The 21,371-nt window shown below is 60.4% G+C and carries 17 protein-coding genes and 4 pseudogenes; 11 read left to right on the forward strand and 10 right to left on the reverse strand.

The window, feature by feature from the left end:
* The first annotated feature begins 101 nt into the window (after window positions 1–101).
* A complete protein-coding gene (locus tag HAP48_RS28420; RefSeq protein ID WP_224496650.1) occupies window positions 102–5,111 on the forward strand; it encodes a Ulp1 family isopeptidase in 5,010 nt (1,669 codons plus the stop codon).
* A 79-nt stretch (window positions 5,112–5,190) separates the two neighbouring features.
* On the opposite strand, the pseudogene HAP48_RS28425 reads toward HAP48_RS28420, so the two are convergent.
* The 3 genes and pseudogenes from HAP48_RS28425 to HAP48_RS28435 all read right to left on the reverse strand — a co-directional run.
* Window positions 5,191–5,388 (reverse strand): annotated as a pseudogene (locus HAP48_RS28425) (transposase); the annotation flags it as partial.
* 500 nt (window positions 5,389–5,888) lie between these two features.
* The gene (locus tag HAP48_RS28430) at window positions 5,889–6,092 is read right to left on the reverse strand and encodes a hypothetical protein (RefSeq protein ID WP_210292686.1); all 204 of its coding nucleotides are present in this window, start codon (window positions 6,090–6,092) and stop codon (window positions 5,889–5,891) included.
* 691 nt (window positions 6,093–6,783) lie between these two features.
* On the reverse strand, window positions 6,784–6,951 hold the full coding sequence (locus HAP48_RS28435) for a hypothetical protein (protein ID WP_165125103.1): 168 nt from the start codon (window positions 6,949–6,951) through the stop codon (window positions 6,784–6,786).
* A 1,043-nt stretch (window positions 6,952–7,994) separates the two neighbouring features.
* On the opposite strand from HAP48_RS28435, the gene HAP48_RS28440 reads away from it, so the two are divergent.
* Window positions 7,995–8,198, forward strand: coding sequence for a hypothetical protein (locus HAP48_RS28440; RefSeq protein ID WP_165125100.1), 204 nt, complete (start codon window positions 7,995–7,997; stop codon window positions 8,196–8,198).
* A 263-nt stretch (window positions 8,199–8,461) separates the two neighbouring features.
* The gene (locus HAP48_RS28445; RefSeq protein ID WP_029085258.1) at window positions 8,462–8,707 is read left to right on the forward strand and encodes a DUF6894 family protein; all 246 of its coding nucleotides are present in this window, start codon (window positions 8,462–8,464) and stop codon (window positions 8,705–8,707) included.
* A gap of 52 nt (window positions 8,708–8,759) precedes the next feature.
* On the opposite strand, the gene HAP48_RS28450 is transcribed toward HAP48_RS28445, so the two are convergent.
* From HAP48_RS28450 to HAP48_RS28470, 6 genes and pseudogenes are all read right to left on the reverse strand, one after another.
* Window positions 8,760–9,005, reverse strand: coding sequence for a DUF768 domain-containing protein (locus HAP48_RS28450; protein ID WP_029085257.1), 246 nt, complete (start codon window positions 9,003–9,005; stop codon window positions 8,760–8,762).
* Window positions 9,006–9,090: 85 nt separating this feature from the next.
* Window positions 9,091–9,522 carry a hypothetical protein gene (locus tag HAP48_RS28455; protein ID WP_165125097.1) on the reverse strand — a complete coding sequence of 144 codons (432 nt, stop codon included), beginning with the start codon at window positions 9,520–9,522 and terminating at the stop codon, window positions 9,091–9,093.
* 513 nt (window positions 9,523–10,035) lie between these two features.
* Window positions 10,036–10,227, reverse strand: coding sequence for a hypothetical protein (locus HAP48_RS28460; protein WP_165125094.1), 192 nt, complete (start codon window positions 10,225–10,227; stop codon window positions 10,036–10,038).
* A gap of 434 nt (window positions 10,228–10,661) precedes the next feature.
* A complete protein-coding gene (locus HAP48_RS50200; RefSeq protein WP_256434709.1) occupies window positions 10,662–10,784 on the reverse strand; it encodes a hypothetical protein in 123 nt (40 codons plus the stop codon).
* A 1,330-nt stretch (window positions 10,785–12,114) separates the two neighbouring features.
* Window positions 12,115–13,123: pseudogene (locus HAP48_RS28465) on the reverse strand (IS1380 family transposase); the annotation flags it as partial.
* Window positions 13,124–13,301: 178 nt separating this feature from the next.
* Complete coding sequence (locus HAP48_RS28470) at window positions 13,302–14,636, reverse strand: IS1182 family transposase (protein WP_166202952.1); 1,335 nt, start codon at window positions 14,634–14,636, stop codon at window positions 13,302–13,304.
* 155 nt (window positions 14,637–14,791) lie between these two features.
* Here HAP48_RS28470 and HAP48_RS28475 point away from each other — a divergent pair, with 155 nt between their 5' ends.
* The 7 genes and pseudogenes from HAP48_RS28475 to tnpC (HAP48_RS28505) all read left to right on the forward strand — a co-directional run bounded on the left by HAP48_RS28475 (window position 14,792) and on the right by tnpC (HAP48_RS28505) (window position 19,275).
* On the forward strand, window positions 14,792–15,700 hold the full coding sequence (locus tag HAP48_RS28475; RefSeq protein WP_166202954.1) for a P-loop NTPase family protein: 909 nt from the start codon (window positions 14,792–14,794) through the stop codon (window positions 15,698–15,700).
* 8 nt (window positions 15,701–15,708) lie between these two features.
* Window positions 15,709–16,104: an IS66-like element accessory protein TnpA gene (tnpA, locus tag HAP48_RS28480; RefSeq protein WP_166202956.1), complete on the forward strand. Its 396-nt coding sequence runs from the start codon at window positions 15,709–15,711 to the stop codon at window positions 16,102–16,104.
* Window positions 16,101–16,448: an IS66 family insertion sequence element accessory protein TnpB gene (gene tnpB / locus HAP48_RS28485; protein WP_063676425.1), complete on the forward strand. Its 348-nt coding sequence runs from the start codon at window positions 16,101–16,103 to the stop codon at window positions 16,446–16,448. The genes tnpA (HAP48_RS28480) and tnpB (HAP48_RS28485) overlap by 4 nt, the downstream gene beginning before the upstream one ends.
* A 46-nt stretch (window positions 16,449–16,494) precedes the next feature.
* Window positions 16,495–16,719, forward strand: a pseudogene (locus HAP48_RS28490) (IS66 family transposase); the annotation flags it as partial.
* A 124-nt stretch (window positions 16,720–16,843) separates the two neighbouring features.
* Window positions 16,844–17,245: an IS66-like element accessory protein TnpA gene (gene tnpA, locus HAP48_RS50205; protein WP_166202958.1), complete on the forward strand. Its 402-nt coding sequence runs from the start codon at window positions 16,844–16,846 to the stop codon at window positions 17,243–17,245.
* Window positions 17,242–17,592 carry an IS66 family insertion sequence element accessory protein TnpB gene (gene tnpB, locus HAP48_RS28500; RefSeq protein WP_166202960.1) on the forward strand — a complete coding sequence of 117 codons (351 nt, stop codon included), beginning with the start codon at window positions 17,242–17,244 and terminating at the stop codon, window positions 17,590–17,592. The genes tnpA (HAP48_RS50205) and tnpB (HAP48_RS28500) overlap by 4 nt, the downstream gene beginning before the upstream one ends.
* Window positions 17,593–17,691: 99 nt before the next feature.
* Complete coding sequence (gene tnpC / locus HAP48_RS28505) at window positions 17,692–19,275, forward strand: IS66 family transposase (RefSeq protein WP_166215215.1); 1,584 nt, start codon at window positions 17,692–17,694, stop codon at window positions 19,273–19,275.
* Here the strand turns inward: tnpC (HAP48_RS28505) and HAP48_RS28510 are convergent, their stop codons facing one another.
* Window positions 19,276–19,713 carry a hypothetical protein gene (locus HAP48_RS28510; protein ID WP_166202962.1) on the reverse strand — a complete coding sequence of 146 codons (438 nt, stop codon included), beginning with the start codon at window positions 19,711–19,713 and terminating at the stop codon, window positions 19,276–19,278.
* A gap of 138 nt (window positions 19,714–19,851) precedes the next feature.
* Here HAP48_RS28510 and tnpC (HAP48_RS28515) point away from each other — a divergent pair.
* A pseudogene (tnpC, locus tag HAP48_RS28515) lies at window positions 19,852–21,309 on the forward strand (IS66 family transposase); the annotation flags it as partial.
* Window positions 21,310–21,371 lie beyond the last annotated feature (62 nt).

Below are 21,371 nucleotides of genomic sequence, written 5' to 3' on the forward strand. Positions count from 1 at the left end.
GCTCACGGTGCGTGCCTGTCGAGGGCTGTAAAGGGTGGTTTGTTGCCGATTCCCAGCATGTCAGATCGAAGGCTCGGTTCATATTTTGAAAGGGAGAAGGGATGGATTTCCCCTCGATCAAGTGGGTGCGTGAACAATCGGACAGCACGGGCCCGCAAGAGAGTTCACCCGCGGCGCCGTCCGCAGATGCGGCGACCTTTGAGCGGCAACTGAGCGAGATCGCCAATTCAAGTGGAGGTGGTGGAGCAATGCCCGCCGCCGCTGCGCTGCAGCCGGCTCAGTCAGCTGGGGTTTTGATAGGGCGGAGCAAGCAGCCTCTTTATTCCGAGGACGCTCGCCTTATTTCGGGGCTTGAGGAGGTCCTCCTCCGCAATGGCAACGCCGCCTACAAAACCGCCTCCAGCTATGTAGGTTCTCTTCGCAGCTTCGGCCGCTGGCTCTTCGAAAATAACAAAGATCCGATTGCTGCTCGGCTCGACGACCAGTCGCTGACCGATGATGCGCGCGAGGCCATCGAAAAGGGTCATAACAGGAGACTCCGTCCGGCAATAGACCATCTCCGGACCGTCCAGTCGACGGGCGAAGTCGCGCCGATCACAGGCCGCGCTGAGCTAAATCCTCACCCTCAGGACGTGGCTCTCATCAAAGAGTACAAAAACGAAGCAGCGACAAGGACCAGCAAGATTTATGCAGGTTTTCTTCGCAGTTTCAGTGACTACCTGCGTGAAAACAACAAGAAGGGCATTGCTGCTCGGCTTTCCGGCAACACGTTGGATGAAGATGTTAAGCGCTATAGGAAGGACGCCGGGGGTAATCGGCGTATCGGTGCCGCGCTGGCCGATCTCCGAAAATCGCAGGCCGGCGCTAAAGCGATGGAGTTCGAGCGCCATATTTCCCCCGTTCCTGATCTCGAAGACGCGGTACTGATGGAGCCGTGGCGCGTCGGCGACGCCGCTGCGCAGCACAGCGCGTCGCAGGACGCGGGCAGTCGGCCATTGGTCCTCCCGGAAGGCTACGATCAGGATTTGCTTTGGGAGCTGATGGACGAACCCGGCCCGTCGTCATCTCTCGAGCCAGCCGCGCGCCATGACCAGTCATCGGATCATCCCGGAGAGACCATTCGTCCCTTGAACTGGGGCTACGACCGCCAGCAGTTCCTGGACGAGCCGATGGCTGCACTTGCCAGGAGCAACCTCCTGCCAAGCGAGGAGGTCCTCATCAACGATGAGCATGACACAGCTGAGTTGCGGCCAGCGAAGAGGCCGAGGACCCTAGACAATCTGCACGGCCTTGCCGGCGAGCGGCAGCTGAGCGAGATCGCCAATTCAAATGGAGGTGGTGGAGCAATGCCGGCCGCCTCGGCGCTGCAGCCGGCTCAGTCAGCTGGGGTTTTGATAGGGCGGAGCATGGAGCCTCTTTATTCCGAGGACGCTCGCCTTATTTCGGGGCTTGAGGAGGCCCTCCGCAATGGCAACGCCGCCAACCAAACCGCCTACGGCTATGTATATTCTCTTCGCAGCTTCAGCCGCTGGCTCTTCGCAAATAACAAAGATCCGATTGCTGCTCGGCTCGACGACCAGTCGCTGACCGATGATGCGCGCGAGGCCATCGAAAAGGGTCATCACAGGAACCTCCGTCCGGCAATAGGCCATCTCCGGACCGTCCAGTCGACGGGCGGAGTCGCGCCGATCACAGGCCGCGCTGACCTAAATCCTCACCCCCAGGACGTGGCTCTCATCAAAGAGTACAAAAACGAAGCAGCGACAAGGACCAGCAAGATTTATGCAGGTTTTCTTCGCAGTTTCAGTGACTACCTGCGTGAAAACAACAAGAAGGGCATTGCTGCTCGGCTTTCCGGCAACACGTTGAATGAAGATGTTAAGCGCTATAGGGACGCCGGGGGTAATCGGAATATCGGTGCCGCACTGGCTGATCTCCGAAAATCGCAGGCCGGCGCTAAAGCGATGGAGTTCGAGCGCCATATTTCCCCCGTTCCTGATCTCGAAGACGCGGTACTGATGGAGCCGTGGCGCGTCGGCGACGCCGCTGCGCAGCACAGCGCGTCGCAGGACGCGGGCAGTCGGCCATTGGTCCTCCCGGAAGGCTACGATCAGGATTTGCTTTGGGAGCTGATGGACGAACCCGGCCCGTCGTCATCTCTCGAGCCAGCCGCGCGCCATGACCAGTCATCGGATCATCCCGGAGAGACCATTCGTCCCTTGAACTGGGGCTACGACCGCCAGCCGTTCCTGGACAAGCCGATGGCTGCACTTGCCAGGAGCAACCTCCTGCCAAGCGAGGAGGTCCTCATCAACGATGAGCATGACACAGCTGAGTTGCGGCCAGCGAAGAGGCCGAGGACCCTAGACAATCTGCACGGCCTTGCCGGCGAGCGGCAGCTGAGCGAGATCGCCAATTCAAATGGAGGTGGTGGAGCAATGCCGGCCGCCTCGGCGCTGCAGCCGGCTCAGTCAGCTGGGGTTTTGATAGGGCGGAGCATGGAGCCTCTTTATTCCGAGGACGCTCGCCTTATTTCGGGGCTTGAGGAGGCCCTCCGCAATGGCAACGCCGCCAACCAAACCGCCTACGCCTATGTAAGTTCTCTTCGCAGCTTTGGCCGCTGGCTCTTCGCAAATAACAAAGATCCGATTGCTGCTCGGCTCGACGACCAGTCGCTGACCGATGATGCGCGCGAGGCCATCGAAAAGGGTCATAACAGGAGACTCCGTCCGGCAATAGACCATCTCCGGACCTTCCAGTCGACGGGCGGAGTCGGGCCGATCACAGGCCGCGCTGAGCTAAATCCTCCCCCCCAGGACGTGGCTCTCATCGAAGAGTACAAAAACGAAGCAGCGACAGGGACCAGCAAGACGTATGCAGTTGCTCTACGCAGTTTCAGTGACTACCTGCGTGAAAACAACAAGAAGGGCATTGCTGGTCGGCTTTCCGGCAACACGTTGGATGAAGATGTTAAGCGCTATAGGAAGGACGCCGGGGGTAATCGGCGTATCGGTGCCGCGCTGGCCGATCTCCGAAAATCGCAGGCCGGCGCTAAAGCGATGGAGTTCGAGCGCCATATTTCCCCCGTTCCTGATCCCGAAGACGCGGCACTGATGGAGCCGATGCCCGTCGGCGGCGCCGCTGCGCAGCACAGCGCGTCGCAGGACGCGGGCAGTTGGCCAAAGGAGCGGCTTCCTGCAGAAGGCTACGATCAGGATTTGCTTTTGGGGCTGATGGACGAACCCGGCCCGTCGTCATCTCTCGAGCCAGCCGCGCGCCATGACCAGTCATCGGATCCCGGAGAGACCATTCGTCCCTTGAACTGGGGCTACGACCACCGCCAGCCGTTCCTGGACGAGCCGATGGCTGCACTTGCCAGGAGCAACCTCCTGCCAAGCGAGGAGGTCCTCATCAACGATGAGCATGACACAGCTGAGTTGCGGCCAGCGAAGAGGCCGAGGACCCTAGACAATCTGCACGGCCTTGCCGGCGAGCGGCAGCTGAGCGAGATCGCCAATTCAGGCGGTCGCCTGCTGACGTCGGTGGCCCCCACCCATCAACAGGGTGCATCGCCATGGCAGGCGCAGCCGATGATGCAGGCGAGCGGGCACGAAGATGCCACGGCGCCGCATGCGGTCGCGACGTACGTCGGAGGCGCCCCTGCGCACAGCGCGCCGCAGGGAGGTTACGATCAGGATCTGCGTTTGATGGTGGAAGACGGCCCACCGTGGTCCGGGGTTCCCCCTGAGCAGGCGCAGGAGATAGTCCAAGCTCGAGAGCAGGAACCTGCCAGGTCCACCTCAACCTGGTCGCCGCAGATGCCGCTCAACTTTGATTGGAGTATGTGGCCGACCCTGGAAGCAGCGTCAGCGCACTCTGCCAGGGCTCCTTCAGACATCGAAGGCGGTCTTGAGGCAGCGGTTCATCCGAATCCGCCCGCACCGTTCGAGTTGCGTGACAATGCTTGGAGCCCGGCGCCTGACTTTCCGCCGCCGTTTGCCGGGCCAGTACCGGGTCATCACCAGGGCGTTCGACAGCCCGGCTCGCCGCAGGGGCTTTCTCCGGCGCCAGCCTTCTCGGATGATGAAGCTTTGGCGTGGTTGCGCGAGGAGCTGGCGCGGCGGCAGATGCAAGAGCCGGCCTCACCATCAACCAGCAGGGCTCCGTCAGACACCTACGGCGGTCTTGAGTCTTTTGTTGATCTGGATGCGCCCACGTCGTCCGAATTGCGCGACGATGCTCACTTTGCGCCGGCGCCCGCTGCCAAGTCTCGCTCAGACACCTACGGCGGTCTTGAGTCTTTTGTTGATCTGGATGCGCCCCCGCCGTCCGAATTGCGCGACGATGCTCACTTTGAGCCGGCGCCCGCTGCCAGGTCTCGCTCAGACACCTACCGTGGTTTTCCATTGGTTGATCTGACTGCGCCCACGCCGTCCGAACCACGCGACGATGCTAATTCTGTACGGCCGTTTCCGAGCACCTCCGCTGATGCTCAGATCGGGGCTTTAGGTCCGACAGCCTCCTCCCACGGCCGCGGGCTGGTGCTCGAGGACACGGAATGGCTGGGCGACGAGCATATCGACAGGGATTACCGGCTCCAGGAGCAGGATTTGCAGAGGTACCATCCGGATCTCGCCGCCCGGACGCGGTTCGTGAATCCCCTCATCGTCCTAAATTATCTGCGCTCTAACGACGATGGCGTCGTGCGAACCGAATTCCAGCGCATCGTCTACGATAATGGTAACGATACAGCCGACTTCCTGTTCCTGCCCGTGATTAATGCCGATCCTCAAGATCCTAATAGCCTCGGCAACCATTGGTCGCTGCTGTTCGTTGATCGCAGAGACCGGGGGCGGCCGGTCGCCTATCACTACGATTCCTACGGGGGACTCAACCACAAGGATGCAGAACATCTCGCAGGTCGGCTGGACCTCCGCCTGGAGCCAGCCGGCATGGCCCGGCAGCGGAACGGGTATGATTGCGGCGTCTTCGTGGTGGACGGGACGCGGGCGCTGGTTAGGCAATTGGAGCAAGGACGGGAACCAGACCTGCTGAACCTCAGCAACCTCGTTGCCAATCGGCAGGCACTGCAGAACCGACTCAGGGGCTGATGTCGCCATGGGCGGATAGCTCAGGCTGGAGCGGCTCACGCCGACGGCCTGGGCCCCCGGGCACGAAGGACCGGAACCAGCGCAGCGTCGCGAACTCGGCTGTGGCCAATTCCCGGGCTTTGGGAATCGCGTCGCGCACGGTCAGCATCAGCCAATAAGCGGCGGTGTGGAGAACGAGGCGGACTTGATTGGCGAGCGCCGAACGGCAGCTGGTGCGATCGGAGGCGAGCTGTGTCTTATGCAGCTTGATCAGATTCTCGGCTTGGCCGCGCGCGCACCCATTGCTCTTACCGAGGAGAGCGTGATGTCTAAAGAAAATGACGCGGAGGGCGTCCAAGATCAGGGCGGAAAGCACGGCGGTCAGGCCGGTATGCCGAAGTCTACGCCACGCCCGCGCACAACCGAGAGGGATAGGGATGTGGTGCCAAAAGGGCAGAGCGGTCCTGAGGAGCGTCAAGATTAAAAGAACCATCACGCGTACCGACCGCGATTCGATCGCCTCGAACATCGTCCTGCTCAGCGTGATAGGCGTTCAAGTGCGCCGGCATTTGAGCTGTTCGCCGATCGTTCCGCGACGGCTGCCGGGGTGGCTCGCGCTTAAGGCCCAGTAGCCAATGTCGAATTTGAGCCGGCTAAGTTTTAACCCACCGGGGCGCCGCTTTTTTGCCGCGCCTCGTTCGCTGTGCCCAACTCTGTTCATAGACCTTAGTAGGTAACACAGCTGTCATCTGTTCGCGGTCCGTTTCAGATTTTGCTGCGGACCGGTATCCGATATGACTATACCGCCTTCATGGCGCCGGTCAGGTCGTCAGTCAGCATCTGCATCAGTTGTTGGGCCTGGTCCTTGGTTAGCTTCTCGGCGAATGGGCCATTTTTCTTTGGCTGCGCTGGCCCCTTGAGTTCCCGATCATAAACCATCCAGTCGTCACCGCTTCCTCTCCGAACGAGGAACCTGTTTTGTTGGAGCGCTGTGTAATGCAACGATACCTCCCAAAATGAGCGGTCACCGGTCTCAAAAATACACACCTGATGACCGTTTGTTCCCGAACCGGGACATTGAAATTCCCAGCAGCTAATCATCAGCACAATTCATGCCGCGCCTAATTCGGGTGGCGCTTGGTCGGCATGGCGTACCAATTTCTTAAGCTGGAGAGCTGACGGATGGCTGCTAATATATTGCCGAAATGTGCGTGCTTGAGGACGTCTACCAGTCGGCGCTTCGCGGTAGGCCGCCTCAGGGACACGTACACTATTTATCAGAGAGGCACAGCGGCGGTGTCGTTTGTCGCCCTGATCGCCAGCGTGGCGTGGCTAATGCTCGGATGAGAGGACTTTCGGCTTCGCCAAACGGCGTGTACCGCTCTGAGGCCGGTTTTTTAATCGATCACGATTTTGTTTTGGCAGATCAAATTTCAACTTCGGAGTGGAGGTTGTGTCATGGGCAGTGACAGTCTCCTTGGAAGCATCTGCATCGTATTGTTGGGGCTGAGCCCACTCGTTGTCATCGGCATCGCAATGTATGGGCAGTAAATCGGCATTGGCCCACATGCACCAACGGGCCGGTAGAAGGCCCCAGCAGCCAGCCTCCCTCAATGCACAGGCCCCTATGGTTGCTGGGGTAGCTTAACGATCAAATTTGACGGAAGACGAAGGCCGCCTCAGTTGGGGCATCTCACGCGAGCAAGTCGCTCCCCGCGTGCAGGATCTTCACGTAGGTCCCGCTCTCGTGCTTCTCCAGCCAGCCATGCTCGATGGCGTATTTGAGGCCGGCGCTGTATTCGGCCGGCGATGCGCCGTCCTTGTCGACGCCTCTGCATTTGTCGAGGTGAAATACATGCATATCACCGCGCGGCCTTCGGCATTTATCGGTGACTGCGAGTTCGGTAGCGCTCCCCCCAATGAGTACAGGCCCTAAGTGCGGCACCGGGTTTCCCCCGCCAGACCCAAGCTATCGAGCTTTCCGGTCTCAGGGCAACGGATCAAAATGTCGGGCATGAGCAACCAATTCAAAAAAAAACGGCCCCAGCGAGGGGGGCAAGCTGGAGCCGAGTTGGGCATCCCGGCGTCGCCGCGAGAGACGGCACCGGACGCGTTGACAACCCGCGGCGCGCTGCGCTCGTTCCTATGCGCGGCAACCTTACCCCTTCGCCAACTGGACGCTGTACTGAACGTTCCTAATTCCACTCGAGCCGCAATCAGTTCTGCTCAGAACGTTTTTCAATGCAGCGTTTCCGCCGCGGCTTCGTCGACCGCAGCCATGGCCGGACGAGCTGCGGCTGTCCGATCTCGAGCCGCGCTTCACCTGCACAGCTTGCGGCAAGCGAGGCTCGATCATTCGTTCGGTTGATGCGCCCCCGAGGATGGGCACCGGTTAATGGGAGTCGCTAGCAATCGCGGCATGAGGCGATGGCGGCCGGGGCTGGAAAATCTATGCCTCGAACCGCATATTTGGCGGATGACCGCGAGGGACCATTTCAAGGCTTACTTAAAGTGCCCGCGTTGTGGGCTTACCGGCGTTGCCAACTTGGCCGAACTTGATGAGCCGGGCCAGACAACCATGGTGGAGCAGCTTCCACGAGGCTTTAAAGTCGTGAATCAGCCTAGCAATCTCGCTAGCATCGATCTGTTTTGCGAACGATGCGACGTGTCAGCAATCACCTCAGACAATAGACCAAATGACTAGCCATCCCGGGCGTCCGAGGAATCGATCCCATCCAATTCGCGACACCGCGGCGGGGACACGTAGCCGTGACGAAGTTCCTTTGGAACTGCAGCCAAGGGGCGTACGTTAGCCTTTATCACCGCCCGGATCAGTGGCTTTTATCGGTGATGAGACCGCCCCGTTAGCGCTCCCGCCTTCCTCGAACAGGAAAGGAGCGCCCCATGGTCATCAAGCGGCGGCGTTTCAAACAAGACCAATCCCTTCAAGAACGTCTGTGTGACGAAGGACAGCGCCTGCGGGCGATGGCCACCGAACTGCCTGTTGGCGCGGCCAAGGAGGCGGCGCTCGAAAAGGCCCGGCAGATGGAAACCGCCTCACATGTAGACGAATGGCTTTCCTCCGCTGGCTCGCAGAGTTCGAAGTGAAGCGGACGAACCAGCGTCCCATCATCGGAGACGTTGTAAGTCCCGACATTAAGCCCCGGGAACTGTTCGCTCTCGACCTTGCCGACGATGAAACCGCGAGGATGGTGGCTCGAAAAATCGCCGCTGCGACCGGGCGGCGCGTGACACTTCGGGATGCTGACATGATAGCGATAGAGACGGTTCCAGCCCCTAAAAGGCATTAGCCTCGCGTCAGGAACCTGTTCTGCCTGCCTGCTTTGACAAGTAAAGCAGTGAGGCGAAGCATGACGCGCTATTATTTTGATCTGCGCGACGGTGAGGAGTTGGCCCCCGATGAGGAGGGCCTGGAACTCAACAGCATGCAGGCCGCGCAAATGGAGGCTGCTAAGTCGGTGGCGGATATGGTACGTGACACCGTGTATCAGTCTCAGCGCGTACACAACCACCGCATGGCGATAGAGGTCCGAGACGACAAGGGCCCTGTGATGCAGCTCAAGTTCACCTTCGAGATCGAAAAGAAGTTGCAGTAAGCTCGCAACCCAGAGTCGCCTCAGTTGGCGGCCTTGGCCTTGCCACAAGCGTCTAGGTAGGCTTACGCCGTTCGCTCTCAGCTCTATTCGCCGCCTTTAGCTGGCTTGCGATGTAGTCGGAGATATCGCCGATCTCAGCCTGCAGGTCCGCTTCCGGGATACCTTGTTCCTTGGCAGCATCGATGAGGCGCCGGCTCAGCTCAGCCACATCCTGCGACGCGCCGTTAGTCCGATATTGTTCGACAGCGTGAACGCTATTCTCGATCCAGAAATCGATAAACTCGCGCGCCTTGCTCATCGTGCATCCTCTCCGCCAACCCCCAAGACCAGCGTTAGCGCCGGTGAGCAAACGCAGCAAGGCCAGCAGACCCGACGTTCGGCAGTCAGCCAGAGACGCCTTTGGCGAAATTGATCACTTCGCCCCAGTCTAGCCGGGTATCGACCCAACCAACCTTGCCGCACGCGGTGCACTTGAGGTGCGCCGAGATATCGGACCAGTCCCAATCCGGAAGATCGGCGAGTTTCAGCCGGCCGTTGGGGTGATCGCAAGCGACACCAAAACGGTCTTGAAGCCGGCGTTTCGATCGACAGGACCGGACCAGTAGCGGAGGAAGTGAGCGGGCTTGCGGCGCCAGGGCATCGCGCATTGATTCCGCAGCTGCGGAGCGCACGCAAATTATCAAGACGTTGGGGCAGGAAACGGCGCTAAGCTTTGACGCGCCGGCGGGCATGACCGGCATCTGTTCGTTCCGCGTTGGCACCAAGATCGACCCGCGCGCCGTCTCGGTGAATTGGGTGCGGGAGGGAAACGCCATCGCCGTGTCGCGGCAGGCTCGCAAAGAGGCAGGCGAGCGGCCCGGTGCAGCGACGGCCTAACCGCGCTTGAACGGGCGGCGGCACATTGGCACGAGACGCTGACGCCGCACGATATAGCGATCTCGCGCGCGCAGGACGCGGTCCAGAAACTCGACGCATTCATGGATTCGCTCAAAGGCACCGGGCGGCTGCAGGAATTCAACCGTGTCTATCGCGCGCAACGGGCGGGCCACTGAGGGCCGCCCGATCCAATTGAGCGAACGTGACCCCGGTCCCGGCTCGCTCTAACCAATGTGCGGCCGGGGTATAGAGCATGATCGGCCGCATCGTTCGCACCCCGAAACCTTTCCGGGGCGGGGGACGGACAAGGGCATGGTCTCCGGTCCCGTTTTTTAAGACAGCTCTTTTGGGCGGGATCGGGGATCATCTCCCCCCAACTACGACCCGTTCAAGCCGGGGGGCCTCCGGAAGAACCTTTTGCGTAATGCCCTCAATGTCTATGCAGCCGATGCTCAGCCGTATCGGGCCTTGAGCAGATAGGCGCGCAAGTCTTCATCGTATCGATACGCGGCAAGATCAGGCAGGCGATCACCCGAGATTGCCAGCTCGTCTGATGTGATGATGGTCTTACGTCCAAGGTGCGCGATCTCGATGCGCTTGTAGGGTGAGGTGTGCCCGACAGGCACGGCTTCGCGATGGATCATGGCATGTCCCCGTACTGATCTCTGATTGGATAGGACCGGGGGTTTCGGTTTTCCTTTCTCCCGGTCCGCTGGCTCCCGGCCCCGTGGCCTCATCCAGCGCGGGGCCGGGGATGCTCTCAGTGGCGCAACTGAGGCGGCCTCATTGCTTTGTTATCTGGGTACGCGCCGGTTGATCGCATGCCCCACAGAAGAAGGTGTTACCGAATTCCAAGCGACTCACTTTAAAGCCCGCAGGAATGGCCTCCACCCTAAAATCAAAGGCTCCCTTTTTGGCCTTCGAAAGACGGGCAGCCCCTGACATTCCACAGTTCGGGCATGAAACTAACTCGGTCCACTGATCGCTGCGTTGCATCGTGTAGACTCTTTCACTGGCGGACAAAGCACGCGGCGCGGCGGTTGTCTGATTGTAAAAGAGGTCGCCAACTGCGGCGGCCTCAGTGCACGATGAAGGCACCCGTAAGCATCACCGCGATAAGCAGAGTGCCGCCGAAAATAGCGATGCCAAGACTGACGCGTGCTGGGATTGAATATGAATCGTAATGGGGTTGTTCGATCATGCCACGCTCCCTTGTCTCTGGGCGGGGAGCGCGAACGCTCTCAGTCACCGGCAGACGCCGTTACAGGGCGGTGATGGCCGGAGGTTGGAACAGCCGACGTTCCAAGGCTGGTCAATATTGCTCACGTGCCAAAAGAAATTGACGTGTCGTTAGCGAATTGGGGCGTTCCCGGATTCAAATTGGGAAAAATTGAACCAAGCCTGATACCGTGGAAAAAGGCCGCCAACTGGGGCGGCCTTCGACTTCTGTCAGATTGTGCATATTGCCCGGAGGGAACAAAGACGTTCGTATGCGTGGGGCGATCATCATAACAGCAGTCGTATTGGCGTTCGCGTTGGCTTTGTCGCGTGGGCGCCAGACCGATACGGATATCCTGCCTACGCAGCCGCTGCCTGCGGTGATCGCGCCTGACAAATAGTGCCACCCAACTGAGGCGGCCGGAAAACTTCAACTGCAGCCGAAGATCAAAGGATGTATCTGCCCGGCCTGCAATGGAACGGGCTTCCCGAAATTGTGGCGGGGTTCTGGGCTGGAATGTTGACTACCAACGGCGCATCTTTCGATCATGTCAAAGCCGAACGTCACAGAAGCAGATTTGATGCGCGCCCGGGAGATTCATAACGCCTTGCGGCCCTTCCAAGGGATGGGCGGGGCGAGCCCGAACCGCATCATAAGTGCAATCGCCCGAGGCATCTCCGAGGGGCGTGAGCAAGGACTGGAACTAGCGAAGAAGGCTGCGGAATGACCGCCCCCACTACCCAACTGAGGCGGCCTCGCTTCACATAAAAACGCCGCCCGCTTAAATGTATCGCGGGCGGCGGCTTCCCGCCCCGGGTGGGTTTGCAAAACCCCGGTAAGGCACGAATTGCATATCCTCATCGTGGGGTCTGAGCAAAATTGCTCACTTTTCCTCTCTTGCAGGGGAGCGCTCGACTACATCGTAAAGATGACAATTAGGATCAGCACGGAAAGTGCGATTGAGGCGCAACCGGCTATCGTTATCCCGTCCCATTTCATGGGGTGAACGCTGAATCCTTTGTCGCGCCACTCGTTGATTTGGAAAGAACGAATAGCGTCCCACTCGCCAAATCAAAACAGGCCACTGTGCAGGAACGAATCCGGGTCAGGGAAATTGGACAATCGGGTGGATGAACTTTTCCCAGCCCCGTTCCATTCACCCTTAAAGTCCCAGCGCCTTCACGCCGGAGCGCTGGGATTTTCTATTTGCCACTCGCAGACGCGAAATAGGCCACCGAATCAAACAACGCCCCCAAGCTGAATAATGCTTGGTGGCGCTGAGGGGAGCGCTCAAACAGGAAAAGGCCCGCCGGCTGTCGTAGATCCACTCGGCCGAGCCGACATCGAGGCCGGTGACGACCGAAGCGGATGTCGAGGCCGAGCATCGTCGCCTCAATACGGGCGACGGTGCGCCGTTCGCGATCCCAGGACTTTGCCTTGTGGCGCGTCTCGGTATAGCCACGCAGAACCGGCAGGTTCTCGATGGCGCGTCGCGTGCGGATGTCGTCGGCGGCCTCGTCGACTTTTCTGGCGAGCGGCTTGGTGCCGGACAGACCGAAGATGTAGTCGATGCCGTTGGTCTCGCACCACGCCATTGCCTCCGGCCGAGCATAGCGCCCGTCGCCACGGAACGTAATTCGCGTGTTGTGCCACCGCGTCCGGATATGCCGTATCAGGCGGCGCAGATGGGCACGCACCTCGACGCCGCCCGGCGTCTTGCCGGGCCGCAGCACGACCGCCACGGGCCGGCTCTTCTCCGTGTCGTAGACGTGGATCGGCAGGAAGCAGCGTTCGTCATAATGAGCGTTGAACAGCGAGAGCTGCTGATGGCCGTGGACGACATCGCAGGTATCATCGATGTCGAGCGTGACGGATGCCGGCTCGCGCGGGTAGCTATCCATCCATGCGTCGACCAAAGTGTAGGTCAGTCGGATCACGTCGCGCAGGCGCGGAGCATTCTCCAGCCGCGACAGCGTCGGTTGGGAACACAGATCGCGACCCGTGTCCGGCAGCCGTCCGCAGGCCAGCTTGAATGCGGGATCGGACCGCAGATGATCGAGGTCGTCGGCGTCCTCGTAGCCGCAGCAGATCGCGAAAATGCGCGCGCGGAACATATCGACAAGGCTGTGCACGACCCGCGTCGGATCGCGCCGATCCGGGAACACCCGGGCCAGATTGTCGGCCAAGCCGAGACGCCGCTCGGCCATCGCCAGAAGCATCACGCCCCCGTTCGAGGCCAGCCGACCGCCATCGAAGGCGGCTGTGACTTTCTTGGCGTGAACGGCTGGAAACGAGAAGGGCGGAATCGTATCGTCGGTCATGGCGGGCGTGGTGTTCGCGGCTGAAGGTGATGGGGTTGGCTTCGCAACCGAATCCTACGCCGCATCAGCGCTTTACACCACGCTCGCCAGCCTCTCAGGCGCACTCTGACGAATAAGGCGGGCTAGGAGCCCGTCCAGATATGTTTTCGTGACGGGCATTTGTTGTAGAGTAGCAGGCTCAGGCTGCGTTTGCGAGGTTGAACAGCTTGAGGAGGTTATGGACGGTGCAGATCATTGTCCACTCGGCGCGCACTTTCTCGATGCCCCGCAACAGGAACTGGCGGAAGCCTCTTGCCTGTTTGATCTGCCCGAACACCGGCTCCACCACTTGCTTTCGCAATCGGTAGGGTGTTTCGAAGCCGCCATCGTCGATCTTCTTTCGCATGGCCTGTGTCAGCGGGCCGCCGACTTTTCCGTTCGCTACTGTCGGGTGTTTGGCGCGTCCGGGCGCGACATAGCCATCGATGCTGCGTGTGTCGAGCGCTTCGAGATTGGCTTCGCTGCAGTAGCCGGAATCCGCTGAGGCCTGCCGCGGCTTGCGGCCAAGATTGCTCTCGATGGCCTCGATCAGGGGCACCAACTGGCCCTGATCGCTGCCGTGCTGGGTCAGTTCTTGCGCGACAATGATCTGGGCATGTGCATCGACGGCCGCCTGGGCATTATAGGCCTGAACGAAGCCATCCTTCGACTTCATGATGCGGCTTTCCGGATCGGTGAAGTTGCGTTGCGCCTTGGGATTGGGTTCCTCCGATGGCAGCGCCGCCGGTTTGCCCGGCTTCTTGCGGCCTTCGGCCTGGCGCTGCTGTTCCTTTTCGGCCTCGATGCGGCGCTCTTCCTCCGCCGCCAGTTTGGCGTCCGCTTCCAGCGCCGCCATCGCTTGCTGGATCTTCGCCAGCCGTTTCTGCTTGTCGACGGTCCAGTCCGGCAGTTCGTCGCTGTTGCCGAAAGTCTCATCCTCCGAGGCATCCGCCGCCTCGGCGGCCGCCAGCATGCGAGCGACCTCGGCCTTCAATTCCGCCTCGCGCTTCTTCATGCGCTCATAACTCATCGCCTTGTGTTTCGACGCGTTCGCCTTGATCTTCGTACCATCCAGCGCGACATGACCGAGCTTGACCAGCCCGGCCGTCTCGCACAACTTCAGAACCTGCACGAATAGCGCGCCGAGCGCCTTCAAATGTCGCTTGCGAAAGTCGCTGATCGTCCGAAAATCCGGCGCATCCAGCGCCACGATCATCACAAAATCGTTCCGCTCCCGGCAGGCCTTGGCAATCCGACGCGACGAATACAGCCCACTCGCATAGCTATGCAGCAGCAGCGCCACCATCATCCGCGGATCAAACGGCGGCTGCCCAAGCCCGCTCACATAGCTGCCCATGATCTCCCTGAGATCGAGGCTCTCCCGCACCAGATCAACCATAAACCGCGAGACATGGCCTTTCGGCACGAAGTCCTGCACATTCGGCGGCAGAAGCAGCGTCTGATCGATGTTCCAAGGCCGAAAATACTTGCTCATCGCCCAATGTTGAATCAGACCCGACCAGATTTGAACAGCGACTATCCAGACAAGCTCCTAGAGGAAAGTGTAATGAGTTCGCGCAACGTTTCTCTCGACGATCGCGGACAATTCCGCCATCTTACAACCAGCAATGGAATGTCGGTGGGGGTCTAGTGGTTGACCAAAAGAAGCTCGCTAAATTGCGTCAGCTGATAACTGAGGGTTTACGTGTCCAGTTGGGGCACGAGGCCATTACTTACATTAACGTCGGGCACGCGATGGAGGATATTAGCGCAAGGCAAAATCACACCGTCTTTGCTCGGCGCGGTTGTGGAAAGACGCTATTGCTTCATGATTCTGCGAAGCAGCTTCCGCCAGAGATCAAAGCAATCTATCTGAATTGTGAGGATTTCAAACAGCACACATTTCCAAATGTCCTGATCGAAATCCTGTCGTCCTTGTTCGAAGAAATCGATTCCCATCTTTCCGGTTGGTTCGGTAGGAAGAGGAGAACCAAGGAAATCATCAAGAGTATCCGCGCCAAACTGGCGACGATGCACCAGTCACCAGATGTTCAAGAGGAAGATATCAGACAGACGACTGCTAATGAGAATGCGTTGAATAGTGAGGCCGGACTTCATGCGGAAGCTGTGAACTTCTCACTTGGAGGCTCTAGGAAGACAAAAAGCGAAACCGAACGATCGTTCAGGAGCCACCGTCAAAAACTACAAGAATTAGACCTCTGGCTGCCCGAGCTGAAGAAAAGCATCCGAGAATTTTTTGCTGTCTCGACGAACGTCAAATGCATTTTCTTGCAGATCGATGATCTTTATCATCTAAAGCGAGCCGACCAAGCCTTTGTTGTCGACTACATCCATAGGCTCTGCAAGGACGTGCCGCTGTTTTTTAAGATCGCTACAATGCGGCATGCCTCGACAATGTTTGCGGATCGAGAAGGGCAGCCTATAGGTGCGCAGGAGCGTCACGACTATCAGCCGATAAACATTGACTATACGTTCAGCGATTTTGGCAGTATCCGTCCGAGGGCGGCCGTCTTGCGAGTTTTTCCGATCTGTAGCTGACTGTCCTTATGGACGGACATAAGGACAGTGCGGTGCTGAGCCGCATGGATTTGGTGGAGACCGGTCGGCGGCGACGCTGGACGCGTGCGGAGAAGCTCAGAATCGTAGAGGAGAGCTTCTCGGGGCCACGACTGGTGTCGGCGACGGCTCGCCGGTATGGGATATCACGTCAGCTTCTGCTGAGCTGGCGCAAGGCTTGGACCTGTCATGATCCGGCCGAAGAGGATTCGATCGGCCCGACATTCGTCCCTGCGATAGTTGCGGCAAGTACGCCGCCAACGACGGAAGCTGTCGAGACAGGTCAGATCGAAATCGTGAGCCCTCAGGGGCTGCGCGTGGTCTTCGGCCCCGGTGCGGATATCGAGGCGGTCGTTCGAATTGCTCGGGGCCTGGCGCGCCGATGATCCCGATCCCGACGGGCGTGCGGGTGTGGCTGGCGACGGGCCATACCGACATGCGGTGCGGCTTTCCGAGCCTGGCTCTGCGCGTGCAGGAAGTGCTCAAGCGCGACGCCATGGGCGGCGGTCTTTTCTGCTTCCGGGGCAAACGCGGTGATCTATTGAAGGTCATTTGGCACGATGGCCAGGGCGCCTGCTTGTTCACCAAAAGACTCGAGAGAGGCAGGTTCATCTGGCCATCGGTTGCTGGTGAATCGGTAACGATCTCTCCGGCGCAGTTGAGCTATCTGTTGTCCGGGATCGATTGGCGCAACCCTCAAGAAACCCAGCGTCCGACGCGGGTCGGATAGTCGTTTTACGGTTTGAATCTGCTGCTCGATCTGATTCAATGGCTCCATGATATCGAAGCCGGATGATCTTCCATCGGACCTTGTCAGTGCCCTGGCGGCGCTGCAGGCCGAGCGTGAGGCGCGACAGAAAGCCGAGGCGAAGGCCGCCAACTGGCAGGCGCAAGCCGCGAATGCGCAGGCGAAACTGTCGGATACCGAGGCGCTGATCGCTCATCTCGAGTTGCGCATCGAGAAGCTGAAACGCGAACTGCACGGGCAGCGATCCGAGCGTGAGCGTCATGCGGAGACCACGCGCTGAGGGTTGATCTGGTCGGCTAGGAAGATCTCGCGGAATGGTTTGTCGCGAGGTCACAATGTCAAAGGATAGTCGTAAGGATAGCGATAAGGATAGGCATATGCCTATCCTCGAACACGGCGCCGACACGCTGCAGCGTGTCGAGATCATCACCGGGACGGGCCGACGTCGGCGCTGGTCGACCGATGCGAAGGCGGCGATTGTTGCGGAGAGTTTTGCGCCGGGTGCAAGCGTGTCCGCAGTGGCGCGGCGACACGACATCAGTCCAAGCCTGTTGTTTCTCTGGCGTCGCCAGGCTACGCGGGCGCAGGTCGCGGAGCGCGGGGACAGAGGCATGCCACCTGGCTTTGTGCCGGTCGCGATCACCGGCTGTGGGCGCCCGAGTGAGGAGCAGGCGGCGATCGAGATCGAGGTCGGCGCGATTCGCATCCGTGTCAGGGGGACAGTCGACCGGGAGGCACTGTGCGAGGTGCTGGCGGCGGTCGGGACGGTTGGTCGATGATCGGGCTTCGAGCTGGGTTGTCGATCTGGATTGCGACGCAGCCGGTCGATTTCCGCCGCGGCATGGACTCGCTGGCGATGCTGGTGAGCGAGGCCTTTGGAGCCGATCCGTTCGACGGCGGACTTTATGTCTTCCGCTCCAAGCGCCGAGATCGCGTGAAGATCCTGACTTGGGATGGAAGCGGCCTTGTCCTTTACTACAAAAGAATCGAGGGGCAGTTCACCTGGCCGCCGATCAAGGAAGGCGTCATGTCGCTATCTCATGCTCAGCTCTCGGTGCTGCTCGATGGCTCGGACTGGAAGCGTGTGCCGATGCGAGTTGTGGATCAGCCGATGCGAGCTGGTTGATCATTATCAAGAGTCGTTCGTCACTCATGCGGAGTTGTTGTAGAATCGCTCTGCATGAGTGATTTGCCTTCCGATCCAGCATTGCTCCGACAAGCCGTGATGACGCTATCGTCACGGCTTGCGGCGTTGTCGGAGGAATGCAGCACGCTGGCGACCGAGCGTGATGCAGCGATCGCCCAACGCGACGCTGCGATCCAGGAGAACGACAAGCTCCTGATGATCCTGTCCCAGTACAAGCGCACGATCTTCGGTCCGCGCTCCGAGACACTGGATATCGGACAGCTGTCTCTCTTCACCATCAGGGCACAGGCGGTTCGTGCCGCCGCCAACGACGACGTGACCGGAGGCAGGCTGCCTGACGGAGCGGAGGGCCGTGGAAAGCGACCGGCGCGACGCAACCGGGGGAAGCTTCCGGAGCATTTGCCGCGCATCGATGTCGTGATCGATATCGAGAGCCACATCTGCCCTTGCTGCGGCGAGCAGCTGCACAAGATCGGGGAGACCGTCAAGGAAGCCTTCGACGTCATTCCGATGCAGTACCGGGTCAAGCGCATCATGCGTCCACGGTACGGCTGCCGGGGATGCCGCCAGGGTGTTCTGCAGGCACCCGCGCCGGCCCAGGCGATCGACGGTGGAATGGTGACGGAAGCCTTGCTGGCCCACGTCGCGGTGATGAAATACGGCTACCAGCTGCCGCTGTATCGCCAGGAACAGATGTTTGCCGCCCAAGGCATCACGCTCGACCGGCAAACGCTGGCCTCGTGGATGGGCCGCGTCGCCTGGTGGCTGAAGCCGCTTCACGCGCTGTTGCGCCGCGCAGTGATGTCCTACCCGCGGCTGTTTGCCGACGAGACGCCGCTGCCAGTTCTCGATCCCGGCCGTGGCAGAACCAAAGTCTGCCAGTTCTGGGCGATCGCCACCGACGACCGCCCGTGGGGCGGCCCGGCGCCGCCGGCAGTAGTCTACGTGTTCGCCGAGGATCGCAAGGCAATCCGCGCCAGGCAGCTGTTTGGAGACTACGACGGCATCCTGCAGGTCGACGGCTACGCCGGGTACAAGGGGCTGATTAAAAACGGCGGCCGTCTGGTACAACTGGCGTTCTGCTTCGCGCATGCGCGGCGGAAGTTCTGGGACGTCCACATCGCGACGAAATCGCCGATTGCCGCGGAAGCGCTGCAGCGGATCGCGATGTTCTACGCCATTGAGGATCGCATTCGCGGTTTGCCGGCGACGCAGCGAGCTGCGGTGCGACAATCCGACACCAGACCGCTGATCGAGGACTTCAAGCCCTGGCTCGAGGCGCGACTGCTGGAAGTCTCGAAGAAATCCGGCCTTGGCAAGGCGATCCGCTACACCCTCAACCATTGGGATGGCCTGACGCGATTCATCGATGATGGGCGCATCGAGATCGACAGCAATACGGTCGAACGCAGCATCAAGCCGATCGGGCTGGGAAAGAAAAACTATCTGTTCGCAGGCAGTGAGGGCGGCGCCGAAACCTGGGCCACTCTCGCATCACTCATCAACTCCGCAAAGCTTCACGACATCGACCCACGGCACTATTTTACTGATGTTCTCGAGCGCATCGTCTCCGGACGTACCAAGATCAATCAGCTGAACACGCTGCTGCCGTGGAATTGGAAAGCCGAGCGCGATGGTTCGGAGCCAAAGCTCGCCGCTTGATCAGTTCGACGGCACGGCGTCGGGAACTTCCTGCGCATCGCTGGCGTCGTCGTAGATCTCTTCGCGGATCACGCGCAGCGTTACCTCGTGCAGATACACTTGCAGCGCACCCTCCAGCTCGGTGAACTCGGGCAGCAGGACTCGATCAACGAAGCCCCGTGACGCACGGACCATCACCGTGTTACGTCGCTGTCGGCGATAACGAAACGGCCGCAGCCCATATCGGCGGCAAAGCGCCAGAAACAGGTGCCGAGACCACTGGTCGGGAAGTGAGAATTGCTGTTCGATCGGTGGATCGTGGCGAGCAAGTTCCTCGACCCGGGCCCGCACCCGCTGCAGCGCGGCTTCCGCTGCAAGGCGCTCACCAGCAGTTCCGGCCCCCACGAACAACGCCTCGATCTTCCGAAGCTTCTCGCGCAGCTGCGACTCGCTGGTCATTCTGATCCCCGTTGCCCGCTCCGAACCGGGATCAACCCATCACCGCGCGCCGGCGGCGTCAATCATCCCGACCGCGCTATCCAGAGCATTCCGCGCAAGTCAAGCCCAGGCACCCGTGATCCTCTCGTGACGCTCACATCCGAGCGCTCGGCACGGCTGCTCGAGCAGTTGGAGTTGGAGCTCGAAGAACTCGTCACCACGGCGAGCGAGGATGAGCTTGCCGCACAGGCCGCAGCGGCGAAGACGCAGAACGTCCGCCCCTTCATGCGCAAGCGGCCGGTGCGCAAGCCATGGCCTGACGATATCGAACGCGAGCGCGTCGTCATTGAGACTCCAACGACCTGCGCCTGCTGCGGTGGATCGCGGCTGGCGAAGATCGGTGAGGATGTGACCAAGACGCTGGAGGAGATCCCGCGCCGCTTCAAGCTGATCGAGACGGTACGCGAGAAGTTCACCTGCCGCGATTGCGAGAAGATCAGCCAGCCGCCCGCGCCGTTCCATGCCACGCCGCGCGGCTTCATCGGCCCACAATTGCTGGCGACGATCCTGTTCGACAAGTTCGGCATGCATATCCCGCTCAACCGCCAGAGTGCGCGCTTTAAGGCCGAGGGGATCGACCTGCCGTTGTCGACGCTGGCCGACCAGGTCGGCCACGGGACCTTCGCCGTCATGCCGCTCTTCCACTTGATCGAACGCCACGTGCTCGCTGCCGAGCGCCTTCATGGCGACGACACCACCATCCGTATTCTGGCGAAGGGCAAGTGCACGACCGGGCGGATCTGGACTTATGTGCGGGATGACCGGCCGTTCGCCGGGCCTGCGCCGCCGGCAGCGGTCTATTACGCCTCGAGCGACCGACGAGGCGAGCATCCACAGAGACATCTGGCCGCCTTCGCCGGCATCTTGCAGGCGGATTGCTACAGCGGCTTCGAGCCGCTGTTCGACCCGCAGAAGAAGGCGCTGCCGATTACGCCGGCGTTTTGCGTGGCCCATGCGCGGCGGGGCTTCTTCGAGCTGGCTGATATCGAGAAAAATGCTCGGGAAGGCAAGAAAGGCAAACCGGTCTCCCCGATCGCGCTGGAGGCTGTCAGACGCCTCGATACGTTGTTCGAGATCGAGCGCGCCATCAACGGCCGCGGTGCCGGCGAGCGGCGTGCCGCTCGCCAGGAACAGAGTAAGTCACTTCTCGAGGACATGCATGCCTGGCTGCTCCGCGAGCGCGAAACCCTCTCGCGTTCCTCCGAGGTCCTGAAGCCGATTAACTACATGCTCAGGCGCTGGGACGGCTTCGCCCGCTTCCTCGACGACGGCAGGATCTGCTTGACCAACAATTGCGCTGAGCGCGCATTGAGAGGCATCGCCTTGGGAAGGCGCAACTGGACCTTCGCCGGCAGCCAACGCGGCGCCGACCGTGCCGCCATCATGCTGACGATGATCACGACCTGTCGCCTCAACGACGTCGATCCCAAGGCCTGGCTCGCCGACGTCCTGGCCCGTATCGCCGATCATCCCGCATCGCGTCTGCACGAGCTCTTGCCCTGGGAATGGAAGCTCCTGCGCCAGGCCGACAAGCCAGCCAATCAGCAGGCCGCCTGACCTTCACCCTTCACCCAATGCCATCATAGACCTCGCCGTGCCCGCGCGCATGCGTCAATCAG

This window comes from Bradyrhizobium septentrionale, from assembly GCF_011516645.4.
GTDB classification, from domain to species: domain Bacteria; phylum Pseudomonadota; class Alphaproteobacteria; order Rhizobiales; family Xanthobacteraceae; genus Bradyrhizobium; species Bradyrhizobium septentrionale.